At 48.3% G+C, this 18359-nt stretch carries 23 protein-coding genes; 17 read left to right on the forward strand and 6 right to left on the reverse strand.

Annotation, left to right across the window (positions count from 1 at the left end; translation table 11 throughout):
• Nucleotides 1-168 precede the first annotated feature (168 nt).
• Nucleotides 169-603 carry a hypothetical protein gene (locus JCM2765_RS06845; protein ID WP_054735331.1) on the forward strand — a complete coding sequence of 145 codons (435 nt, stop codon included), beginning with the start codon at nt 169-171 and terminating at the stop codon, nt 601-603.
• An 81-nt stretch (nt 604-684) separates the two neighbouring features.
• On the opposite strand, the gene JCM2765_RS06850 is transcribed toward JCM2765_RS06845, so the two are convergent.
• Entirely contained in the window at nt 685-915 is a 231-nt protein-coding gene (locus tag JCM2765_RS06850; protein WP_054735333.1) for a hypothetical protein, read from the reverse strand.
• A gap of 331 nt (nt 916-1246) precedes the next feature.
• Between JCM2765_RS06850 and JCM2765_RS06855 the strand changes: the two genes are divergently transcribed.
• From JCM2765_RS06855 to JCM2765_RS06870, 4 genes are all read left to right on the forward strand, one after another.
• Nucleotides 1247-1972: an ABC transporter ATP-binding protein gene (locus JCM2765_RS06855; RefSeq protein WP_054735336.1), complete on the forward strand. Its 726-nt coding sequence runs from the start codon at nt 1247-1249 to the stop codon at nt 1970-1972.
• A complete protein-coding gene (locus tag JCM2765_RS06860; protein ID WP_054735338.1) occupies nt 1969-3129 on the forward strand; it encodes an ABC transporter permease in 1161 nt (386 codons plus the stop codon). The genes JCM2765_RS06855 and JCM2765_RS06860 overlap by 4 nt, the downstream gene beginning before the upstream one ends.
• A gap of 112 nt (nt 3130-3241) precedes the next feature.
• Nucleotides 3242-3883, forward strand: coding sequence for a TetR/AcrR family transcriptional regulator (locus tag JCM2765_RS06865; RefSeq protein WP_054735342.1), 642 nt, complete (start codon nt 3242-3244; stop codon nt 3881-3883).
• A 158-nt stretch (nt 3884-4041) separates the two neighbouring features.
• Nucleotides 4042-4662, forward strand: a complete 621-nt coding sequence (locus JCM2765_RS06870; RefSeq protein ID WP_054735344.1) for a PepSY domain-containing protein — start codon at nt 4042-4044, stop codon at nt 4660-4662.
• Nucleotides 4663-4873: 211 nt separating this feature from the next.
• On the opposite strand, the gene JCM2765_RS06875 is transcribed toward JCM2765_RS06870, so the two are convergent.
• The 4 genes from JCM2765_RS06875 to JCM2765_RS06890 all read right to left on the reverse strand — a co-directional run bounded on the left by JCM2765_RS06875 (nt 4874) and on the right by JCM2765_RS06890 (nt 7850).
• A complete protein-coding gene (locus JCM2765_RS06875) occupies nt 4874-5677 on the reverse strand; it encodes a hypothetical protein (RefSeq protein WP_054735347.1) in 804 nt (267 codons plus the stop codon).
• A 166-nt stretch (nt 5678-5843) separates the two neighbouring features.
• Complete coding sequence (locus tag JCM2765_RS06880; RefSeq protein WP_054735350.1) at nt 5844-6155, reverse strand: transposase; 312 nt, start codon at nt 6153-6155, stop codon at nt 5844-5846.
• Between the two features lie 79 nt (nt 6156-6234).
• Nucleotides 6235-7638, reverse strand: a complete 1404-nt coding sequence (locus JCM2765_RS06885) for a collagen-binding domain-containing protein (RefSeq protein ID WP_054735363.1) — start codon at nt 7636-7638, stop codon at nt 6235-6237.
• Nucleotides 7635-7850, reverse strand: a complete 216-nt coding sequence (locus JCM2765_RS06890) for a hypothetical protein (RefSeq protein WP_054735365.1) — start codon at nt 7848-7850, stop codon at nt 7635-7637. Before JCM2765_RS06890 ends, JCM2765_RS06885 begins: the two co-directional genes overlap by 4 nt.
• A gap of 371 nt (nt 7851-8221) precedes the next feature.
• Between JCM2765_RS06890 and JCM2765_RS06895 the strand changes: the two genes are divergently transcribed.
• The gene (locus JCM2765_RS06895; protein WP_054735368.1) at nt 8222-8677 is read left to right on the forward strand and encodes a nitroreductase family protein; all 456 of its coding nucleotides are present in this window, start codon (nt 8222-8224) and stop codon (nt 8675-8677) included.
• A 20-nt stretch (nt 8678-8697) separates the two neighbouring features.
• The gene (locus JCM2765_RS06900; protein ID WP_054735370.1) at nt 8698-8952 is read left to right on the forward strand and encodes a nitroreductase family protein; all 255 of its coding nucleotides are present in this window, start codon (nt 8698-8700) and stop codon (nt 8950-8952) included.
• Between the two features lie 71 nt (nt 8953-9023).
• On the opposite strand, the gene JCM2765_RS06905 is transcribed toward JCM2765_RS06900, so the two are convergent.
• Nucleotides 9024-9647: a sugar O-acetyltransferase gene (locus JCM2765_RS06905; RefSeq protein WP_054735373.1), complete on the reverse strand. Its 624-nt coding sequence runs from the start codon at nt 9645-9647 to the stop codon at nt 9024-9026.
• A gap of 385 nt (nt 9648-10032) precedes the next feature.
• On the opposite strand from JCM2765_RS06905, the gene JCM2765_RS06910 reads away from it, so the two are divergent.
• The 10 genes from JCM2765_RS06910 to JCM2765_RS06955 all read left to right on the forward strand — a co-directional run bounded on the left by JCM2765_RS06910 (nt 10033) and on the right by JCM2765_RS06955 (nt 18356).
• Nucleotides 10033-10245 carry a hypothetical protein gene (locus JCM2765_RS06910; RefSeq protein WP_054735375.1) on the forward strand — a complete coding sequence of 71 codons (213 nt, stop codon included), beginning with the start codon at nt 10033-10035 and terminating at the stop codon, nt 10243-10245.
• Between the two features lie 5 nt (nt 10246-10250).
• Nucleotides 10251-10997 carry a sugar ABC transporter substrate-binding protein gene (locus tag JCM2765_RS06915; RefSeq protein WP_162231401.1) on the forward strand — a complete coding sequence of 249 codons (747 nt, stop codon included), beginning with the start codon at nt 10251-10253 and terminating at the stop codon, nt 10995-10997.
• Nucleotides 10998-11008: 11 nt separating this feature from the next.
• Complete coding sequence (locus JCM2765_RS06920; protein WP_225352023.1) at nt 11009-12364, forward strand: sugar ABC transporter ATP-binding protein; 1356 nt, start codon at nt 11009-11011, stop codon at nt 12362-12364.
• A gap of 143 nt (nt 12365-12507) precedes the next feature.
• Nucleotides 12508-12792: a hypothetical protein gene (locus tag JCM2765_RS06925; RefSeq protein WP_054735380.1), complete on the forward strand. Its 285-nt coding sequence runs from the start codon at nt 12508-12510 to the stop codon at nt 12790-12792.
• Nucleotides 12783-13487, forward strand: a complete 705-nt coding sequence (locus JCM2765_RS06930) for an ABC transporter permease (RefSeq protein WP_054735385.1) — start codon at nt 12783-12785, stop codon at nt 13485-13487. The genes JCM2765_RS06925 and JCM2765_RS06930 overlap by 10 nt, the downstream gene beginning before the upstream one ends.
• 368 nt (nt 13488-13855) lie before the next feature.
• Nucleotides 13856-14461 (forward strand): NAD(P)H-binding protein, encoded by a 606-nt coding sequence (locus JCM2765_RS06935; protein WP_054735408.1) that lies wholly within the window; start codon nt 13856-13858, stop codon nt 14459-14461.
• A gap of 33 nt (nt 14462-14494) precedes the next feature.
• On the forward strand, nt 14495-15538 hold the full coding sequence (locus JCM2765_RS06940) for a zinc-dependent alcohol dehydrogenase family protein (RefSeq protein WP_054735387.1): 1044 nt from the start codon (nt 14495-14497) through the stop codon (nt 15536-15538).
• Nucleotides 15539-15748: 210 nt separating this feature from the next.
• Complete coding sequence (locus tag JCM2765_RS06945; RefSeq protein WP_054735390.1) at nt 15749-17077, forward strand: MFS transporter; 1329 nt, start codon at nt 15749-15751, stop codon at nt 17075-17077.
• 13 nt (nt 17078-17090) lie between these two features.
• Nucleotides 17091-17507 (forward strand): MerR family transcriptional regulator, encoded by a 417-nt coding sequence (locus JCM2765_RS06950; protein WP_054735393.1) that lies wholly within the window; start codon nt 17091-17093, stop codon nt 17505-17507.
• 648 nt (nt 17508-18155) lie between these two features.
• Nucleotides 18156-18356: a KxYKxGKxW signal peptide domain-containing protein gene (locus tag JCM2765_RS06955; RefSeq protein ID WP_054735395.1), complete on the forward strand. Its 201-nt coding sequence runs from the start codon at nt 18156-18158 to the stop codon at nt 18354-18356.
• Nucleotides 18357-18359: the final 3 nt, after the last annotated feature.

An 18359-nucleotide genomic window follows, 5' to 3' on the forward strand; every position in this document is an offset into this window, starting at 1 on the left:
GGAGCACGTTTAGGATTGAGGACAGTTACGCACCAAAACGCCAGTTACATACCCAACAAAACACGCAACATGCAATCGGGATACTGATTGCATGTTGCGTGTTTTGTCTAACTGCACAATTTCACGCTAAACATAAATGATATAATCCTCTATTGGGGGGATTTCATTATGAAAAAGTTAGGCACATCATTAATCATCGCAGCTTCACTAGGAGTAGCGTTCGGGGTCAGTAATATCAACACTCACGCATCCGCTGCGACTTGGCACAAAGGAACGCCAACCGTCTTACGTGGCAAGTACCGGACAGCATTTAAGTCGGTGAAACCGTACTATTTCAGAAGTTATCTGCACATCACGACTTATAAACTGCAATTTTGGCAGAACGAGTACAGTCACAGCAAGAAGTATGTGAGTTCAGCCAACGTTTTTGGCATCAACGGCAAGGCCAAATACCGTAAGCTCAAGGCTGGATTGTATGAAATTCGCGGGAACGCCTACGTGGATCAGACTCAGACTTGGTACGTTAAACGGTACAGTCACAACCGGGTTCGGTTGACTTACACGAAATCGTTTGCCGGGCAAGAATACTATCAAAAATACTAGCATCTGCTAGTCGGATATCGCAATCAAAAACAGGCGTCACGAATCGAAAACATCTCGATTACGTGACGCCTGTTTTTCTGTTTATTTCTTCAGTCCCGAAGCAAACTTCGCCATGGCTTCTTGAACCTCAGTCACTTTATCTGGCAGTAACTTTGGCGCTAACTTCGCAGCAAAGTCCTTGAATGCCGTCTGGTCGAAAGTACCCGCTGCTTGTTGCTTAAAGGCATCGGCTAACATCGCTTTAACATCATCTTGCATCTCTGGTAACGTCCGGTCAATCAAAAAAGTGAAAAATTGTTTTTGTGGATCCATCAGATCACCTACTTTGTTAGATTACCCATAGTTTAGAGGAGTGATGATTAAAAGGCAACGATTAAGCAGGTGGTGCTAAAATTGATTATTTCTGAATAGGTGAGAACGGTTACTGATGAGGGCGACCGTTTTTTATGGGTCGGCAGTTAATCAAAATAATTCGAAAAGTGAGCAATTACTTACCACTATTGACGTTAGACGTATCAAGGCCTAAGCCAAAATTAAAAATTCAACCAAACTCACTTGACGTCACCCAAAAGTGAGTTTATACTCACTGGTGAGTAATCAATCACTAATCTATTAAACGAAAACAAGTTAGGGGCGATGCAAGATGACAGCAGCCATTATTAATTTACAACATTTAGTCAAACGCTTTGGCAAACAAACGGTGTTAAAGGACATTAACCTCACCGTGATGTCAGGGGAGATCGTTGGGTTGATCGGACCATCTGGGGCCGGCAAGTCAACGGTGATCAAGACCGCTTTGGGGATGGAAGTCACCGATGGTGGAACGGCGGAAATTTTTGGTGAAACGATGCCGAACCGGCAACTACTTGCCCGGATCGGGTACATGGCCCAAACGGATGCGTTATACGATTCCTTATCAGCGCGAGAAAACCTCAAGTTCTACGCCCAAATGAAGGGCATCGCCAAGGGTGAGATCAAGGCCGCTATTGACCACGTTGCGCAAGTCGTTGACTTAACGGCTGATCTGGATAAGCGGGTCAGCGGTTACTCCGGCGGGATGATGCGACGGTTGTCACTTGCCATTGCACTGTTAGGTAATCCTGAATTATTGATTTTAGATGAACCAACCGTTGGCATTGATCCCGCATTACGGCGGCAGATTTGGAAAGAGTTGAACGCCATTCGGGATGAGGGCCGCAGTATTTTGATCACGACCCACGTGATGGATGAAGCTGAATTGGTTGATAAAGTGGCACTGTTACTGGGTGGCGAAGTCATTGCCTTTGATGAACCGGTTGTTTTGAAGACCCAATACAAGGCCGATTCGATTGAAGACGTATTCTTAAAGGCGGAAGGTGAATTCGAATGAGAGCAATTGCGATTATGAACCGGGTTCTAAAGGAACTCTTGCGAGACAAGCGAACCCTAGCGATGATGTTTTTGGCGCCAATTTTGGTGTTGTGGCTGATGAGTGTGATTTTTACGGCTAATTCAACAACTAGCGTAAAAGTGGCCACGGTTGGCGTAACGTCCAGCTTGAACACCAATTTGGATAATGTGAAGCACGTTCAGGTGCACAAATACGACACGCAAAAATCGGCGCGACAGGCGTTGAAGGATCAAAAAGTGGACGCGATTATCCGCGAAAAGAAGGACAACCACTTCACGATGACGTACGCCAACACGGATTCTAGTAAGACTTCTGCTGTGAAGATGGCCTTCTCCAGTGCCATGACGGCAACTAACGTAAGTAAGATGAAGACTCAGTTAGGCGTGGCGCAAAAGACAATTGCGACACTCCAAAAAGCCTTACCAACCGCGATGCAGCAGCAACTCCAAGCCAAGCAAGCGAAAGTTCAAAGCAGTCAAGCTAAGAGCGCAACGCCGAAGATCACCAGCCACTACGTCTACGGCGATGCGGATACCGGCTTCTTTGATAAAATGCTACCAATTCTGATGGGCTTCTTCGTCTTCTTCTTCGTCTTCCTGATTTCCGGGATGGCGCTGTTGAAGGAACGGACCAGCGGAACCTTATCTCGGTTATTGGCAACGCCGGTGAAGCGGTCCGAGATCGTGCTGGGTTACATGTTGAGTTACGGGATCCTAGCGGTATTTCAAACGTTAGTGATCGTGTTTGCGACGATTTGGTTGCTGGGAGTCGACGTGGTCGGTAACGTGCTCAACATTGTGGTGATCAACCTGATTCTGGCACTGGTTGCGCTGGCGTTTGGCATCTTGCTGTCGACGTTTGCGCGGTCCGAGTTCCAGATGATGCAGTTCATCCCAGTGGTGGTCATTCCGCAGGTCTTCTTCTCAGGAATTATTCCGATGGACTCGATGGCGCACTGGATTCAAGATATTTCATACATTATTCCAATCAAATACGCCGGGGACGCTGTAACGGCCATCATGATGCGGGGCGAGAACCTGTCGTCACTGGGCTTAGACATTGGTGTCTTGCTGATTTTCCTAGTTGTCTTAACGATTGGTAACGTGCTTGGGTTACGGCGTTACCGAAAAGTTTAACTGAATAACAACGTGGAACGCATGAGCGTTCAACGCATTACTGACGAGTATCAGGCAGTTCATCGCCCGGTGAATTGGCTGATACCTTGTCGTATCTAGAGGGAGTGAAACGATGAAACAAGTAATTTTTGCGAGTTACCGGGATTGGCTGACGGAGCAGGAGATGCCCAAGGGCAAGCGCGCAGTGATTCAGTCCGCGTTAGAACTGTTTTCCCGAAATGGGTATGATGGCACGGCCACGATTGAAATTGCGAAGCATGCTGGGGTGAGCCAGGCGACGATCTTTAAGTATTTTAAAACCAAGCAGGATTTATTGGAGAGTATCCTGATGCCGATCGTGAGCGATTTGCTACCAAACTACCGGGAAGATTTTTTGGCAACGATTCCCACAACCAAGACGATCCAGCAGACGGTCCACTTTTTGGTTCAGAACCGGTTTCAGTTTTTGGAAGATAACACCGATGTGATGCTGATCTTCTTCTCCCAGATGATGACCAATCCGCAAATGAAGGCGAAGATGATGCAGTTTATCAAGGAAACGGAGCCGCAATTCGTGACCCGAATCTACGGCGCGCTGAAGCAGACCGGCGAATTGCGGGAAGAGCTAACACCACTGGCCGTTTTTCGAACGTTTGGTGGACAGTTAATCGCGTATTTTCTTCAACGGACCAAGATTCTCCCAGAACAACCGACCGATGAAGAGGACGATTTACGGTTGATCGAAGACATTATTGTAGCGGCACTCAGTAAGTAGTTGCCTATCAGCGGTAACTGATGGATGATCGTCTTAAAAGTTTAATGAGGACATCAAAATGGATTGAAATCGAGTACTTCACCCGGTAAACTAAATGGTAATCAATATCATTAATGCGACGAAACCACTGACCGCCATTTAGAAAGGGTGTCTACGCGATGAAAGCCAAATTAATGTTAGCGTTACTTCTCTCATTGACCTTAGCGGGATGTTCCGCCAACAATGCGTCGAAGTCTGATGATCAAAGTAGTCAAGCAACTAGCAGCAGCCAGTCCGCAAGTAGTCCTAGTTCAAGTACGAGCAGTCAGTCGACAACAACGACAGACGTTACGAAGGTGAAAGTGTCCGCGGCCACCGCAATCAAGCGGTATCAGCAGGTATTTCCAAACAGCGATATTACTGGGCTCTCCCTAGAAAAACAGTTAGGTGACTACCAGTACGAGGTTGAGGGCGTTGATGATAGCAAGGAATATTCGTTAAACCTAAATGCGAAGACGGCGACGGTTACTGATAAAAAGAGCGAGGCACTGGACACGGATGAAGCTAACGGTGTCGAACGAAAGGCTGAGGCGCTGAACTTAGATCACCTGATCAGCGTTAGTAAAGCCGTTCAAAACGCCCGGAGCAAAGCTAAAGGACAAGCTGCGACTGAGATCTCTCTCGAACGAGAAGCTGGTCAAACATACTGGGACATTCAGTTTGAAAATCAGGGACAGGAGACTAGCGTGAAGGTCAATGCGCAGTCTGGAAAGGTTTTGGCGGTGGAACAGGATGATTGATGAGCAGGCTAGTTTGAGTGCTTAAAAAGCTGAAAAAAGGCGATATTAGTAACTATCGAACTAGTGCGTTAACTTAAACCCAATTATATCGACAGAAAAAAGATCCGCAGACTTCCAAACTAGGAATTCGCGGATCTTTTGGTTGATGCAGATGTCTAAACGAACGGTTCTTACCTCGCCAACTACTTGTTGGGAATCAAAATAATGGTCGTCATCCCACCATAGGCGCCTTCATCAGCCAACTGTCAGGCTCAATCGAACCGCCGATGTACCAACCGCTAAATTGTGCTCGCTTTGTAGCATCGTAACCAGCCTTAGTCAAAGCCGTTTCAATCGCTGTTTTAGTGAATGGTTCTGGTTCGCTGACGGAGGCCTTGATAATCACAGGTGTCACGCTACTGTTGACCCCGAGATTTTTTGCCAGTGTGGCCGTTTCATCAGTATCAAAGTAATTACCGCGATCTACGCCGTCATCAAGGTTGTTATAGCTTTTGGCAGTTGAATACAACGCATCGCTGTAGATAGCATTTGGAAACAGCTGCATCAGCGTCTTATCTGCTGAAAAGGTGCCATTACCGGTGATGCTGTTCCAATCAACTTTTTCAACTGGCAATTTGTCGGAATTAGTGACTGTGATGCCGTTGACCGTTTTGTTTGGCGTAGTCGTGGTTGAGCTGGTAGCGCTGGTTTTCAAATACCCATGCCATACCCAGCCGGTCTTTTTACCAACGCGGAATTTGTAGTAAACGTAGGTTTTACCGTTACGTTTGCGGATGTGAGCGGCGTAGTATTGTTGCACCGTTGTGCCGTAATTTTGCATGGTGCCAGATCTGTGCTTCAGTGAAGCAGTCGTCCAGACTGGCGCGTTCGCATTGGTTACCGTCACATTTTGGTTCTTAATGTTGGTGTAGTAGCGAACGGATGCGCTAGCGTGGACCGTCGTCTGCATCGTGCCAATGCCCAAAACACCGCCAGCGACAACTGCTAATGATAACATCCATGTGTTGATTTTCATGTTGAAAGCCTCCCAGTGAATAGGCATATTATAGGCGTAACCTTTTAGACCGACAAGAAAGCAGGGAAGTTATCGTCCTCAAAATTGAGGTGAATACATGGTTTAAGGCTAAATATTAAATTTTTGACATGAAAGGCCCTAACCAGAAAATTGATGCGTGCTTACCTTAGTCCGCTTGTTGATCCAAACCTAATCGACCATCCGTTGCGGTTAAGTTCGTATACTCCCAATCAGTTTTCTGAAGTTCTTCAATAATTTGCGTTAAAATACCCAATTTAATCCACTTTTGTAATTGAGAATAAACAGTTTGCCACGGCCCGTATTCCGGTGGTAGCATGCGCCAGGGGTTATTCGTCCTCGCAATCCAAATAATTCCGTTTAAGATGCGGCGCTTATCAGCAGCGGGACGACCAGTAACCTGAGTCGGAAATAGTGGTTCGATACGCTGCCATTGTTCGTCGGTCAGATTATAGCTCATAGTTGTCAGTCGCTCCTTTTCGTTTGAGATTATAGCAAGTCCCGTCATGTGACGAAACTTTAATGCACTTAATTTTGACTCACTCGTTACGGGAGCGCCGGAAGTGTAGACTCGAGGAAATGGTTAAGAGACTCGCGCCAAGTAAGGTTAGCCAATTTTGACTAGTCACTGGTTCACTCGTTTGAGGTAATTGCGCGTTATCAGTCGCTTCCTGAGCTGGCGTAGCGTGAGCGCTTGAAGTAAAAATACGTGAGGCTGCTGGTCGAACGATGGCCGAACTTGGCGCTTGATGAGCCGAGGTGGTGTTAGTTGTTGTGACGTTATCTAAATCGGTTGAAGGCGCTGATTCGTGAGGCGGACTTGGGCGAGTAGGCAACCCTGGTTTTTCCGGTGCGATTGGTTGATTGGGTTCTGCCGGTTTGGCTGGCTTTTCTGGTGTCGTTGGTTTATCTGGTTCTGTGGGCTTATCGGGGTTAGTCGGTTTGCCTGGCTCCGTGGGCTTGTCCGGATCGGTTGGTTTCTCCGGATCTGTGGGCTTATCAGGATCGGTTGGTTTATCTGGGTCCGTTGGCTTATCCGTATCAGTATCCGTTCCGGGCTGCAAGTCCCAACGATGAGATTCACCGCCAGAAATGGTGACTTGATTAGCAACCAAGTTGCCGTCCACATTAACCTGAGCGTCAAGCAAGGCGTTAGGGGCTAAGACGCTACCCATAAAGCGACCGCCGCTGAAGGTGATGGCCTGACTACCAATGCCAAAATTCCATAAGAGGTGGTTAGGGTAGTGGTGAGATTCGCCGTTGGTGATTGCTTGAGGATCCTGCTCGTATTTTAATAACGTTTGGGTGTTGATTGTTGGTTTGTCGGGCAGATCAGTGACGTTGATGACAACGGTTGGTCCCGTGAGTTCACTGGCAAGCCCCTTGATCGTGAGTGGTTGTGAGTCGTGCAAATACCGGTAGGGAACGCTAACGTAAACGTGGCCGTTGGTGGTCGTTGCGTTCGACACGTCAATTGTGCGATTATTCAGGTCTGAATAGTCGCTCACAACCCCGGCAGATTCTGGCTGACTAGCGAAATCAGTTGCGGTTTGCGTTAATGATTGGAACACAGTTGGCAAATCAATATAGACCTGATCAGCAGGATCTTGACGAACATCTGCCGTTTTCAACGAACTTCGCTGACCGTTGACGTAGACCTGATCGTTTTTGGCATCGAGTTTAATTGAATTGCCAAATACCACGTGGTTAAAGATCGGGTTACGAAAGGCGTTATCCGAAATAGTGGCAGTTAAGTGTTGAATGTAATTAATGTCGCTAGTACTCAAATTAGGCGAAGTGCCACGGGTGCCGAAGTCGTTAGCTTGAGTAAGGCTCCCCACGGCTAAGTTACCATTAGTATCAGCAATCAGTGCAGCCTGATTAGCGAAGATGTGGAAGAGTGCGGCCACTTTCAGGTCATCCGTTTGGTTGATAGCGTTCACGTCGATGCCTGATGGGTTAAAAAGGTGTCACTTTCAATTGGGTTATATGGTGTGCGCACCGTTGGCCGAATTTGAGTTGATGACGGTTGTGGTGCATTTGGTGATGTTGCGGCGTGTGCGGGTAGTGTTGTACGCCCTAGCACGGCTGTGGTTAGTAATAAGCTCATCATTAGCCGAGTTAGATGAGCCAATTGTTTTCGTTGATCCCCCATGTTGCGAACCTCCCATGATTCTGTAAGTATTTGACTTAAACGATTGTCAGTTACCCGGACTGCAATTCAATTGTCCGATAGCGGGTTAATCACGATTTCAGACTATCAAGGGGCAATTAGAGAACAATGGCAGTTCGGTAGTTACTTAACAAAGTAGATGAGTACAAGATTGAATCCCAGTGAGAGAGACAGGCTAGACACCGTGAAAATTGAAGTGCTTTCTTAACGGTAATATGCGGTTTATGAGATGATTTTTTAGAATTTGGTGGGGAAATGTGTTTGTAAACTCGGGGCTTAAGCGGTCTTCAAATACGGTAATCTCCCAAGATTGTGCTATCATAAACGATAATTACAATTCTGGAGATGAGTTCATGGATTCAGCATCATTGCAACACCGTACCATTCGGCGCTTTAAGCCGGTTAAAATTGATTATCGGGCACTGGAAGATGCCGCTCGCGCAACGTCGACCAGTGAGTTTCTACAATCATTTACCTTGATTCGCATCACTAAGCCGGAACTACGGGCTGCAATTTCAAAGATCAGCGGTAGTCTGGCACTGCGTCAGGATAACGGTGAACTGTTCATCTTTGTTGTTGATACCGGGCGTGATATTCGTTTGACTGAACCGGGGAGCAACGTGCACACCTTTACCAACTGGAACGCATTCTTAGCCGGAGCGTTTGATGCCACCTTGGCTGTCCAAAACGTGTTGGCCACGGCGGAACGCTCCGGAATGGGCGGCGTGGTACTGGGGAGTATTTTAAACGATCCGCAACAAATGATTGATTTACTTCATTTGCCAAATACACCTTCCATTACTTGCTGATGGTAGGGGTGCCGGAAACGGTGCCTGATCAAAAGCCACGGTTACCACGGCAGTTGGTGGTTGGTGAAGACAGTTACCCAACTTTCCAAGCGGATGCAATGGCTGACTATGACCAAGCCATTAGCGATTACTATACTAGTCGGGGGAGTAATGCCCGACCCGAAACGTTTACGAGTCTGGTTCGCCGACACCTTGGGGCGGATCAGAAGCACCGGGATGAAATTGGCGCGATTTTGAAGGCACAGGGGTTTGAGATGCCGCAGGAATTGAAGTAACTGAAATTAAATTAAAAGCAGTGCACTAATGATGATCATTGGCGCACTGCTTTTTAGGTTGTAATAGTTAGTTATCTAGGCATACCGTCAGCGCCAAGTTGATCCGCTTCCGTAATCTCTCGAACCACCCGACAAGGATTCCCCACAGCCAGCGAATTAGCCGGAATATCCTTAACAACTACGCTGCCGGCACCAATCACACAGCCACTGCCAATCGTAACACCGCCAATGACGGTGACGTTGCTAGCCAGCCAACAGTTATCGCCAATCGTGATAGGTAGGGCGTGTTCGTAACTGTAATCCTCGCCATCACGATCCTTGGTCTTCATATTGCGTTGCTGATAACGCAGAGGGTGAAGGGCGGTGACCAGTGTAACGTTAGGCCCGCACATGACGTTGTTGCCAACCGTAATCGGTGCTTCGTCTAGTACCGTGAAGTTGAAATTGGCGTAAAAGTTATCGCCCACCGTGATGTAGCGCCCGTAATCAAATTGGACGGGACCCTGTAAGTAGCAACCCTCGCCATGGTTGGGCATGAGGTGATCTACCAACGTTTGCCGTTCAGTTTCCGCTGCTTCAGGGAGTTGATTATAGGCTAAGCAGTCATTATGTGCCGATTCGCGTTGCGCCACTAAATCAGCGTCCATGGAGTTGTACATTTCGCCAGCCAGCATTCGTTCTTGTTCAGTTGTCATGATTGTTCGACCTCCAGTAAGTGAGTAGTTGATTACTTATAGTATAACAAGTTCAGCAAACAGTTGTAACGGAAATAATAAAACGTTGATTTCACAGCCTTACCACGCCATTCTAACGTCAGATTGAAACCAATTGACGGCCTCAACCGCTCAAAACTATTATCACGTAGTAATGAAAACATAAAATTTATTTAACCCACCACAAACCAGCAATTTCCCTGAATGAAAATAAGCTTTCATAAAAATAACACCTGATTTACGCACAAATATGACGTTGAATTTAAAATATCACGATGATACAATGCTTTGCGTAAGGACACAGCTCATATTATGTAATTGTATTTAACGGCTTAATCACGTTGTTAAGTACTGGGGAGGACTTGTAGTGAAAAAATCATTCTTTAAAAAAGCCATGCTTGGCTTAGCAGCAGTTGCGATGGTCGGTGGATTGGCCGCCTGTGGGAATAAGAGTTCAAGTAGCTCGTCTAGCAAGAGTGAAAAAACGATCACCTTCTTGCCACCTGCCATGGTGAGTCCGTTCTATAAATCAACAATCGATGGTGCCAAGCAGAAGCCAAGGCCCAAGGGTACAAGTTGAACGTCTTGGCACCACAAAAGGAAGACGATTACGAAGGCCTGTTGAAGATCGTTGAAGATTCATTGAGTAAGGGCACTAACGCCATTGCCATCTGTACCACTGATGACAAGACGATGGCGGCAGCCGTTAAGAAGGCTAACCGTGACAAAGTACCCGTTGTGGTCTTCAACTCAATTAGTAAAGTTAAAGACGCCAAGGTTTACTCTTACGTTGGTTACGACCAAAAGAAGGCCGGCGCCAGTGTTGCTAAATGGCTTGGCACGAAGTATGCCGATAAGAAGTTGAACGTTGGGATCCTTGAAGGCTTGCCTGGGGTATTTACCGAAAACCGGGAAGGCGGCTTCGTGGACGCAGCTAAGCAATACAAGAACATCAAGATTGTCGCTAAGCAACCTGCTAACTGGGATCGTGGTAAGGCCTTGGATACGGCCACTAACATGTACCAAGGGAACAAGGACATCAACACCTTCTACGGCTTGAGTGATGAAATGGCTTTAGGTGCCGCTTCAGCTGCTAAGCAAGCCGGCATCAAGAACGCCATCACTATCGGGATCGATGGTAACCCGAACACCTTGGCTGCTATCAAGAAGGGTTCCGTCACCGGTTCCGTTTACACTAACCCTAAGATGATGGGTAAGCGTGCTGTGCAAGATGCCATCAAGGCAATCAAAGGTCAAAAGAAGGCTAACGTCATTAACGAAATTCCAACGGTGGTTGTGGATAAGTCAAACGTGGCCAAATACACAAAGTAAGGTGAGACAACGTGGAAAAAACTGACATCATTTTAGAGATGCAAGACATCAATATCAGTTTCGCGGGCGTTCAGATTTTAAAAAATGCCGCGTTGACCCTGCAGCGTGGGAAGGTCAATATTTTGCTGGGGGAAAATGGTGCCGGTAAATCCACGTTGATGAAGGTTCTAACCGGAGCCTATCACAAGGACAGCGGGACGATCCTTATCGACGGTAAGCCGGTGACAATCACGAACGCAGCTGACGCCGAACAAAACGGCATCAGTATGATTTATCAGGAATTCAATTTGGTTCCTCAGCTCAGCGTTGCTGAAAATATTTTTCTGGGACGCGAACTCACGGGTCGTGGCGGACGGATCGACTTTGACGCCATGAACCGTGAAGCACAGGCGGTGTTAGACCGACTGCACGTTGCCATCAATCCTAAGCAGCGGATCTCTGAATTGGGCGTTGCCCAGCAACAAATGGTCGAAATTGCGAAGGCCCTTTCGACCAAAGCCCGGATCGTCATCATGGACGAGCCAACGGCGGCTTTAACGGACGAAGAGATCACCCACTTATTTGAAATCGTGAATGACATGAAACGCAACGGCATTTCGATCATTTACATTTCCCATCGGTTGGAAGAGTTCAAGTTTGTGGGCGATACGGTCACCACGATGCGAGACGGCAGTACGATTGGTGAAATCGCCATTGAAGACGCCACCCATGATCGGTTAGTCACGATGATGGTCGGGCGGGAGATCAAGAATCAGTTTCCACACGTTGACGTGGCACCGGGGCCGGAGCGGCTGCGGGTGCGTCATCTCAGCGGCACCCGATTCCAAGACGTGGACTTAGCGGTGCACGCGGGTGAGATCGTTGGCTTAGCTGGGTTGATGGGGGCTGGTCGAACGGAAGTGGCTCGGGCTATCTTTGGGGCCGACCGCTACACGGCGGGTTCGGTGACCTTGAACGGTGAGGTCGTGCAGTTTCGGACGCCGGCGGATGCGATTCGCAACCACGTGGGCTTTGTGACTGAAAACCGGCGTGACGAAGGCTTAGTGATGACCTTGGATATTTGTCAAAACATCACCCTGCCAGCGTTGAAGTCGGTTCAAAGCGGTAGTGGCGCGCTGAGCCTCAAGCGTGAAAAGCAGGTTGGACAGCAATTTATGGATGAGTTGGCGATCAAAGCGGTCAGTGGTCAGCAAAAAGTTGCGACTTTAAGTGGTGGTAATCAGCAGAAGGTGGTTTTAGCCAAGTGGCTGGAAGTCGCACCCGAAGTGCTGATCATGGACGAACCCACCCGAGGAATCGATGTGGGCGCCAAGACTGAAATTTACGCGATTATGAATCAACTGAAGGAAAAGGGCGTCGCATCCTGATGATCTCATCAGAATTGCCCGAAGTTCTGGCATGAGTGACCGAATCATGGTCATGCGAGAGGGCCGGATCTCCGGCGAACTCAACCGTGAAACGGCCACTCAGGCCAGCATCATGAAATTAGCGACGAGTGAGGTCGAGGACAATGGATAATGTGAATGGAAAAAATACGGTTCAAAAGCAACCTGGTCTCTTGACCAAACTCATCGCGAACGATAACTTCGGCGTGTCGATCGCGCTGATTATCTTAGTGGTTGCCATGGCGTTATTTGCGCCAAACTTTACCACCGTCAATAACATCTTCAACGTGCTGCTACAAATTGCGCAGGTTGGGATCGTAGCGGTGGGGATGACCTACGTGATCTTAACGGCCGGCATTGACCTGTCCGTTGGTCGATCATCGCCTTTGATGGTCTGGCAATGGCCATGATGATGAAGGCGGGTGTACCAGTGATCGGTGCCATCCTAGCGGGCATCGTCGTTGGTGGCTTGGTGGGGGCCTTGAACGGGTTCCTGATCGCCAAGTTAAACCTGCAACCCTTCGTGGCAACGTTGGGGACCATGACCATGTTTCGGGGGTTGGCCTACACCATCTCCGGCGGGCAGCCCGTCTATACGTTACCCCAGAGTTTTGACGTGTTAGGCGGCAGCATTGGCGTGATTCCAATTCCCGCCATCATCATGGTGGTGATCTTCATTTTGGGAGCATACGTGTTACGCTACACCAAGTTTGGCCGCCACATCTACGCCATCGGTGGTAATGAAGTGGCCGCTAAGTTATCCGGCATCAATGTCAAGCGCCACATTGCATTTGTCTACATCATCTCGGGTGTCTGCTGTGCGTTGGCGGCCATCATCTTAACGGCGCGGTTGGACTCTGCTGTGCCAACCGCTGCTGACGGGATCGAACTGGACGTCATCGCCGCGGTTGCGATTGGCGGGACCGACATGCAAGGTGGGAAGGGTGCCATTTCCGGGACCATCATCGGGGCGCTGATCACCGGCGTTATCGCCAACGGGTTGAACCTGTTGGACGTGGCGCAAGGGCCGCAACGGTTCGTTAAAGGTGTGATCATCATCTTGGCCGTGATCTTGCAGGTGGTTAAGAAACGCAAACAAGCTTAATTTGTAGGACGGCAAGGTTAGTGAAGTGCACGAACCCGTGGTGTTAATGCGATTTCTCAGAATCAAGCGGGTTCGGTTGTTGAATTGCTGTCTAATGGTATTGAAACAAGGTCATGAGTATCGCCAAGTAGGTGGTGATGCTCATGGCCTTTTTCATTGATATTTGCTGTCGTTTGTGTCCAGCGTAAGCATTGGGTGGATTTTGGGTGAAGGCTGTTTGTCATCGCTTCGCTCGCCAAAGCCGCATAAAAATCAGCGCTCTCAGTATTGGGTGAAAAAACTTCAAAATAACCCTTGCCTTGAAGTTACTTGAAGGGTCTAAAGTAAGGGTATTGAAAGTTACTTCAGGAGCGAAAGTGAGGATGACGATGACCAATATTTTAATTATTGGCGCCACGGGTTCGGTTGGGCGCGTGACGCGGCAGTATTTCTTAGATCACACGGATGATCAATTAACGTTGATGGCGCGCAATGTTGGGCGATTAGGACAATTGGATGCGGCTCGTGAAACGGCGGTTGCTGGTAGCGTGCTGGATGCGGATGCGTTGCAGCGGGCGCTGGTTGGCCAAGACGTGGTTTTTGCGGCGTTGAGCGGGCAATTGGCTCAGATGGCGACACGCTTAGTTGATGCGATGCAGTCGGCTGGCGTTTCTCGGTTACTGTTTATTACCTCAATGGGGATTTACAACGAGATTCCTGCCAGCGTTGGTGCCAGTGGTAACTTACGTCGTAACCCGGTTTTGCAGGATTATCGTGATGCCGCTGACGTGATTGCGGCTTCTGAACTAAACTACACCACGATTCGACCGGGGTGGTTTGATAATGGCAATGATACCGATTATCAAATTACGCGACAGGATGAACCATTTGGCGGTCACGATGTTTCTCGGAAGAGCATTGCTGATTTAGTGGTGCGGTTAGCGCATGATGACACGTTCGGTGCCCGGGAGAGTTTGGGCATCAATCGGAAGTAACTATTATATAGAAGAGATTGGAGATTTTTAATGATGAAAACAGCAGTCTTTATTGAACCAGGTAAAATGGCCGTTCAAGAATTGCCAAAGCCAACGATTCAGGATCCGAAAGATGCAATTTTGAAAATTGTGCGGGCCTGCGTTTGTGGATCTGATTTGTGGTGGTATCGTGGCATTTCAAAGCGGCAGGCCAACAGTCCAGTGGGGCACGAAGCCATTGCGGTAGTTGAATCAGTGGGTGAAGGTGTGACCAACGTGAAACCCGGTGACTTTGTGATTGCGCCATTTACTCACGGCTGTGGGCACTGTGCCGCTTGTTTGGCCGGCTTTGCGGGTGATTGTCAAAATAAGCCAGCGAGTGAAATCGTTGGGTATCAGGGCGAGTATTTGCGATTCGTCAATGCCGATTGGGCGTTGGTGAAGATTCCGGGCAAGCCAAGTGACTACACGGATGCGCAGTTGAACGATTTGCTGACGTTGTCTGATGTGATGGCAACCGGGTACCATGCGGCGGCCAGTGCCGAAGTTAAGGCCGGCGATACCGTTGTTGTGATGGGCGATGGCGCGGTTGGTCTGTGTGGTGTAATTGCCGCTAAATTACGGGGCGCTACTCGGATCATTGCGATGAGTCGGCACGAAGACCGGCAACGGTTGGCCACGGAATTTGGTGCAACTGATATTGTTGCTGAACGAGGCGATGCCGCCGTTGAACGCGTGATGGCTCTGACTGATGGCAATGGCGCAGATGCCGTTTTGGAATGCGTTGGGACCGAACAGTCCGTTGATACGGCGGTGAAGGTTGCGCGAGCTGGCGCAATTGTTGGTCGCGTTGGCGTGCCTCAGAAAGCAACGATGGATACGAATGCGCTGTTTTGGCGGAATATTGGCCTGCGTGGTGGCGTGGCACCGGTAACAACAGATGACCGCAATGTCTTGTTGGACGCCGTTTTAAGCGGTCAGATTCATCCCGGAAAGGTGTTTACCAAGCGGTTTACGCTGGACCAAGTTCAGGCGGCCTATGAAGCGATGGATAAGCGAGAAGCGATTAAGTCGTTGTTGTTGATTGATGGGGAATAGGCGTCATCGCTAATGAAATTAAATTGAAAAGTAGTGCCTTACGGTTAGGATTTATAAGCGTGAGGCACTACTTTTTCGTTGTTTTAGCAAGCATCGGCAAAATAGTTTGAATTTTTTTTTCAAAATAACCCTTGCCTTCAAGTTACTTCAAGGGGCTAACCTTAGTTCTCGTAGGTGACACAACGAAGCAAAACGGAGGCAATTTAATTCATGGCAAAACAATCCAAATTCGGGATGGTGCTCCCCATCATTCTGATCAGTTACTTTATGATCCTGCTGGACAATTCCATCGTGTTCACGAGCACGGTGAAGATGGCGCAGGATTTAACCCTTAATGCCCAGACCTTATCGTGGGTGACAAATGCTTACGCCTTAACTTTTGGCGGGTTATTGATGTTAGGCGGCCGGGCTGGGGATATCTTTGGGCGCCGGCGGGTCTTTTTAATTGGCTTGGTGATTTTCAGTATCGGCTCACTGCTAGTTGGACTGGCAATGAATGGTGCGATGCTGATCGCGATGCGGGCACTGCAAGGTGTCGGTTCCGCAATTTTGGCGCCGACCACGTTAGCACTACTGATGGACAGCTACCAAAACAACATGCGCACCCGCGCCATCGTTTACTACGGCGCTACTGGTGGGCTAGGTGCCAGCTTTGGCCTAGTGATTGGCGGTTTGATCACCAGCTACCTGTCTTGGCGAGTGGGCTTCCTGCTCAACGTCCCCATTGGCATCGTGATGGTGTTGTTGACGTTAAAATACATTCCGGCAAGCGAACCCACTCGTGGTAAAATTGACTGGGTAGGGGCCTTCGCCTCAGTAATCGGCATTGTGGCGCTAGTCTACAGTATCAACGGTGCGAGTCACCCAGCAGTGACGTTACTCATCGCCGTTGTGTTCTTAGCCATCTTTATCTGGCAGGAGCACCGAACCGATGCGCCAATCATGCCACTCCGGTTGTTCAAAGACCGTGAACGCAGCAGCGCCTACATTGCCCGATTCTTCTTTCTCGGTGCAATGATCTCGTACTTCTTCCTTACCCCACAGGCGATGCAAAACGTGTACCACTTTACACCACTGTTGGCAGCGCTAGGATTCTTACCCGAAACAGTGCCACAATTTATCTTTGCAACCTTGGTAACGCGGTTGAACGACCGGTTCAGTAATTTTCAAATCATGTTGGCGGGCACGATTTTAACCACCTTGGGCTTATTGATGGCGGCGATCGTTAAAGTGCAGGCAGGGTATTTCTGGGCTATCGCGGTGCCAATGGTGATCATTGGTATCGGGCAAGGCTTCACGTTAAGTCCGCTGACGGTATCCGGCGTTGCCAATACGGATCCGGAAATTGCCGGCTCAGCGTCCGGTGTTGTGAATACGGTGCACCAAGTCGGCAGTTCGTTTGGGCTGTCCGTGATCACGTTGTTGACGTCGGGCATTGTTAATCCAACGGTGAGCTACAATCATTCGGTTACGTTAATGGTCGTATTGATGGGCATCGCGCTGTTGGCAGTCATCAACATTGGTTTGAAGAAACGGTAGGAGGAATTTTAAAATGAACATTAAACAAGCAAGTGAACTGACGGGGGTCTCATCGGCAGCAATTCGCTACTACGAAAAAGAGGGCCTTATCCCAACGATTGACCGCACCGATACGGGTAACCGAGACATCGACGAGCGCATTTTGCGCCGAATTAAATTCGCACGCCAAATGCGGGCAGCGGGGATGAGCATCGAAAACCTTCGCCGCTACATCCAACTGTTTGACGCGCAGGAAGATAACACGCGTGAACAAATCGAGCTTCTCCAAACGCAGTTAGCAGAGATGGAAGAGCGGCGCGATGATATTCAAGCCGCAATCGATCACCTGCACTTTAAGTTGGACCATTACGATGACCATATGGTGGCTACGGAAGAGGAGCTACGGGCGTTGGAACGGCAGCGGGTTGAGAGTGAACGAGAGCACGATTAGGTACGAAAAATAAAGTAAGCAGGCATCAACTTCGATTTGGGGTTGATACCTGTTTTTTGCGTTCGTGAGATGTTACAAAAGGCTGTAGCAATAAAAATGTTTCACAGGATAATGATTGAAAAAAGCAAACGCTTGTGAATTTCAACCCTCACCTTTCCCGGTAATTGGCACAAACTGATAGTGTACAAGTCAATTGATAGTTGAATTAGTCAAGAATGTTAAAAAAGTTAACAAAAAAATTATAGCTTATTGGTGCTATTCCACTTACTTTTAATGTATAATATAGGGACCAATAGAATTTAAGCGGATGAACGTTTTTAATGATAGCGGTATGTTTATCACTACGATTAGAAACGACTAGCCTCGATGGGTGGAACCAACGAGGTGATCAGGCCAATTCGATAACGGGGACGTTGGCACTGATTCGCATAGGAAATGTCTAATTGGGGGAAGTTTTAGCTAACTAACAATTAAATAATGGCTTATTTTTCAAGGAGGAGTAAAAATGAGTGCACACTTGAAGCAACGGCTTCTCGTGTCAAGAGCAATCAAGTTTGCTGACGAATCGACACCGCTAAGGGAATAGTGGTTCCGGATTTTTTTGAAGTCTAAAACTGGGTTACTTTTGATATTGGAGGAGTAATGAATATGGGGAATCGTAACAAGATCATGCGCTGCAATGCGAAGCAGCACTACAAAATGTATAAAGTGGGGAAGCGTTTCGTTTACGCAAGTTTATCAGTTGTTGCGCTGGGTTCAGTGATGCTGTTAAGTCATACCACAGCCTCAGCGGATAGCACGACGGCAACAGTTGTAGTACTGGCACGACCGAAACTGACAAGTCGGTAACGG

It is taken from the genome of Secundilactobacillus similis DSM 23365 = JCM 2765 (assembly GCF_001311075.1).
Classification (GTDB): Bacteria; Bacillota; Bacilli; order Lactobacillales; family Lactobacillaceae; genus Secundilactobacillus; species Secundilactobacillus similis.

What these genes read in the sequence shown, in the direction of transcription:
- JCM2765_RS06845 (WP_054735331.1), top strand. Translation starts at nt 169, where the DNA reads ATGAAAAAGTTAGGCACATCATTAATCATCGCAGCTTCACTAGGAGTA.
- JCM2765_RS06850 (WP_054735333.1), bottom strand. Translation starts at nt 915, where the DNA reads ATGGATCCACAAAAACAATTTTTCACTTTTTTGATTGACCGGACGTTA.
- JCM2765_RS06855 (WP_054735336.1), top strand. Translation starts at nt 1,247, where the DNA reads ATGACAGCAGCCATTATTAATTTACAACATTTAGTCAAACGCTTTGGC.
- JCM2765_RS06860 (WP_054735338.1), top strand. Translation starts at nt 1,969, where the DNA reads ATGAGAGCAATTGCGATTATGAACCGGGTTCTAAAGGAACTCTTGCGA.
- JCM2765_RS06865 (WP_054735342.1), top strand. Translation starts at nt 3,242, where the DNA reads ATGAAACAAGTAATTTTTGCGAGTTACCGGGATTGGCTGACGGAGCAG.
- JCM2765_RS06870 (WP_054735344.1), top strand. Translation starts at nt 4,042, where the DNA reads ATGAAAGCCAAATTAATGTTAGCGTTACTTCTCTCATTGACCTTAGCG.
- JCM2765_RS06875 (WP_054735347.1), bottom strand. Translation starts at nt 5,677, where the DNA reads ATGAAAATCAACACATGGATGTTATCATTAGCAGTTGTCGCTGGCGGT.
- JCM2765_RS06880 (WP_054735350.1), bottom strand. Translation starts at nt 6,155, where the DNA reads ATGAGCTATAATCTGACCGACGAACAATGGCAGCGTATCGAACCACTA.
- JCM2765_RS06890 (WP_054735365.1), bottom strand. Translation starts at nt 7,850, where the DNA reads ATGGGGGATCAACGAAAACAATTGGCTCATCTAACTCGGCTAATGATG.
- JCM2765_RS06895 (WP_054735368.1), top strand. Translation starts at nt 8,222, where the DNA reads ATGGATTCAGCATCATTGCAACACCGTACCATTCGGCGCTTTAAGCCG.
- JCM2765_RS06905 (WP_054735373.1), bottom strand. Translation starts at nt 9,647, where the DNA reads ATGACAACTGAACAAGAACGAATGCTGGCTGGCGAAATGTACAACTCC.
- JCM2765_RS06925 (WP_054735380.1), top strand. Translation starts at nt 12,508, where the DNA reads ATGGATAATGTGAATGGAAAAAATACGGTTCAAAAGCAACCTGGTCTC.
- JCM2765_RS06930 (WP_054735385.1), top strand. Translation starts at nt 12,783, where the DNA reads ATGGCCATGATGATGAAGGCGGGTGTACCAGTGATCGGTGCCATCCTA.
- JCM2765_RS06935 (WP_054735408.1), top strand. Translation starts at nt 13,856, where the DNA reads ATGACCAATATTTTAATTATTGGCGCCACGGGTTCGGTTGGGCGCGTG.
- JCM2765_RS06940 (WP_054735387.1), top strand. Translation starts at nt 14,495, where the DNA reads ATGAAAACAGCAGTCTTTATTGAACCAGGTAAAATGGCCGTTCAAGAA.
- JCM2765_RS06945 (WP_054735390.1), top strand. Translation starts at nt 15,749, where the DNA reads ATGGCAAAACAATCCAAATTCGGGATGGTGCTCCCCATCATTCTGATC.
- JCM2765_RS06950 (WP_054735393.1), top strand. Translation starts at nt 17,091, where the DNA reads ATGAACATTAAACAAGCAAGTGAACTGACGGGGGTCTCATCGGCAGCA.
- JCM2765_RS06955 (WP_054735395.1), top strand. Translation starts at nt 18,156, where the DNA reads ATGGGGAATCGTAACAAGATCATGCGCTGCAATGCGAAGCAGCACTAC.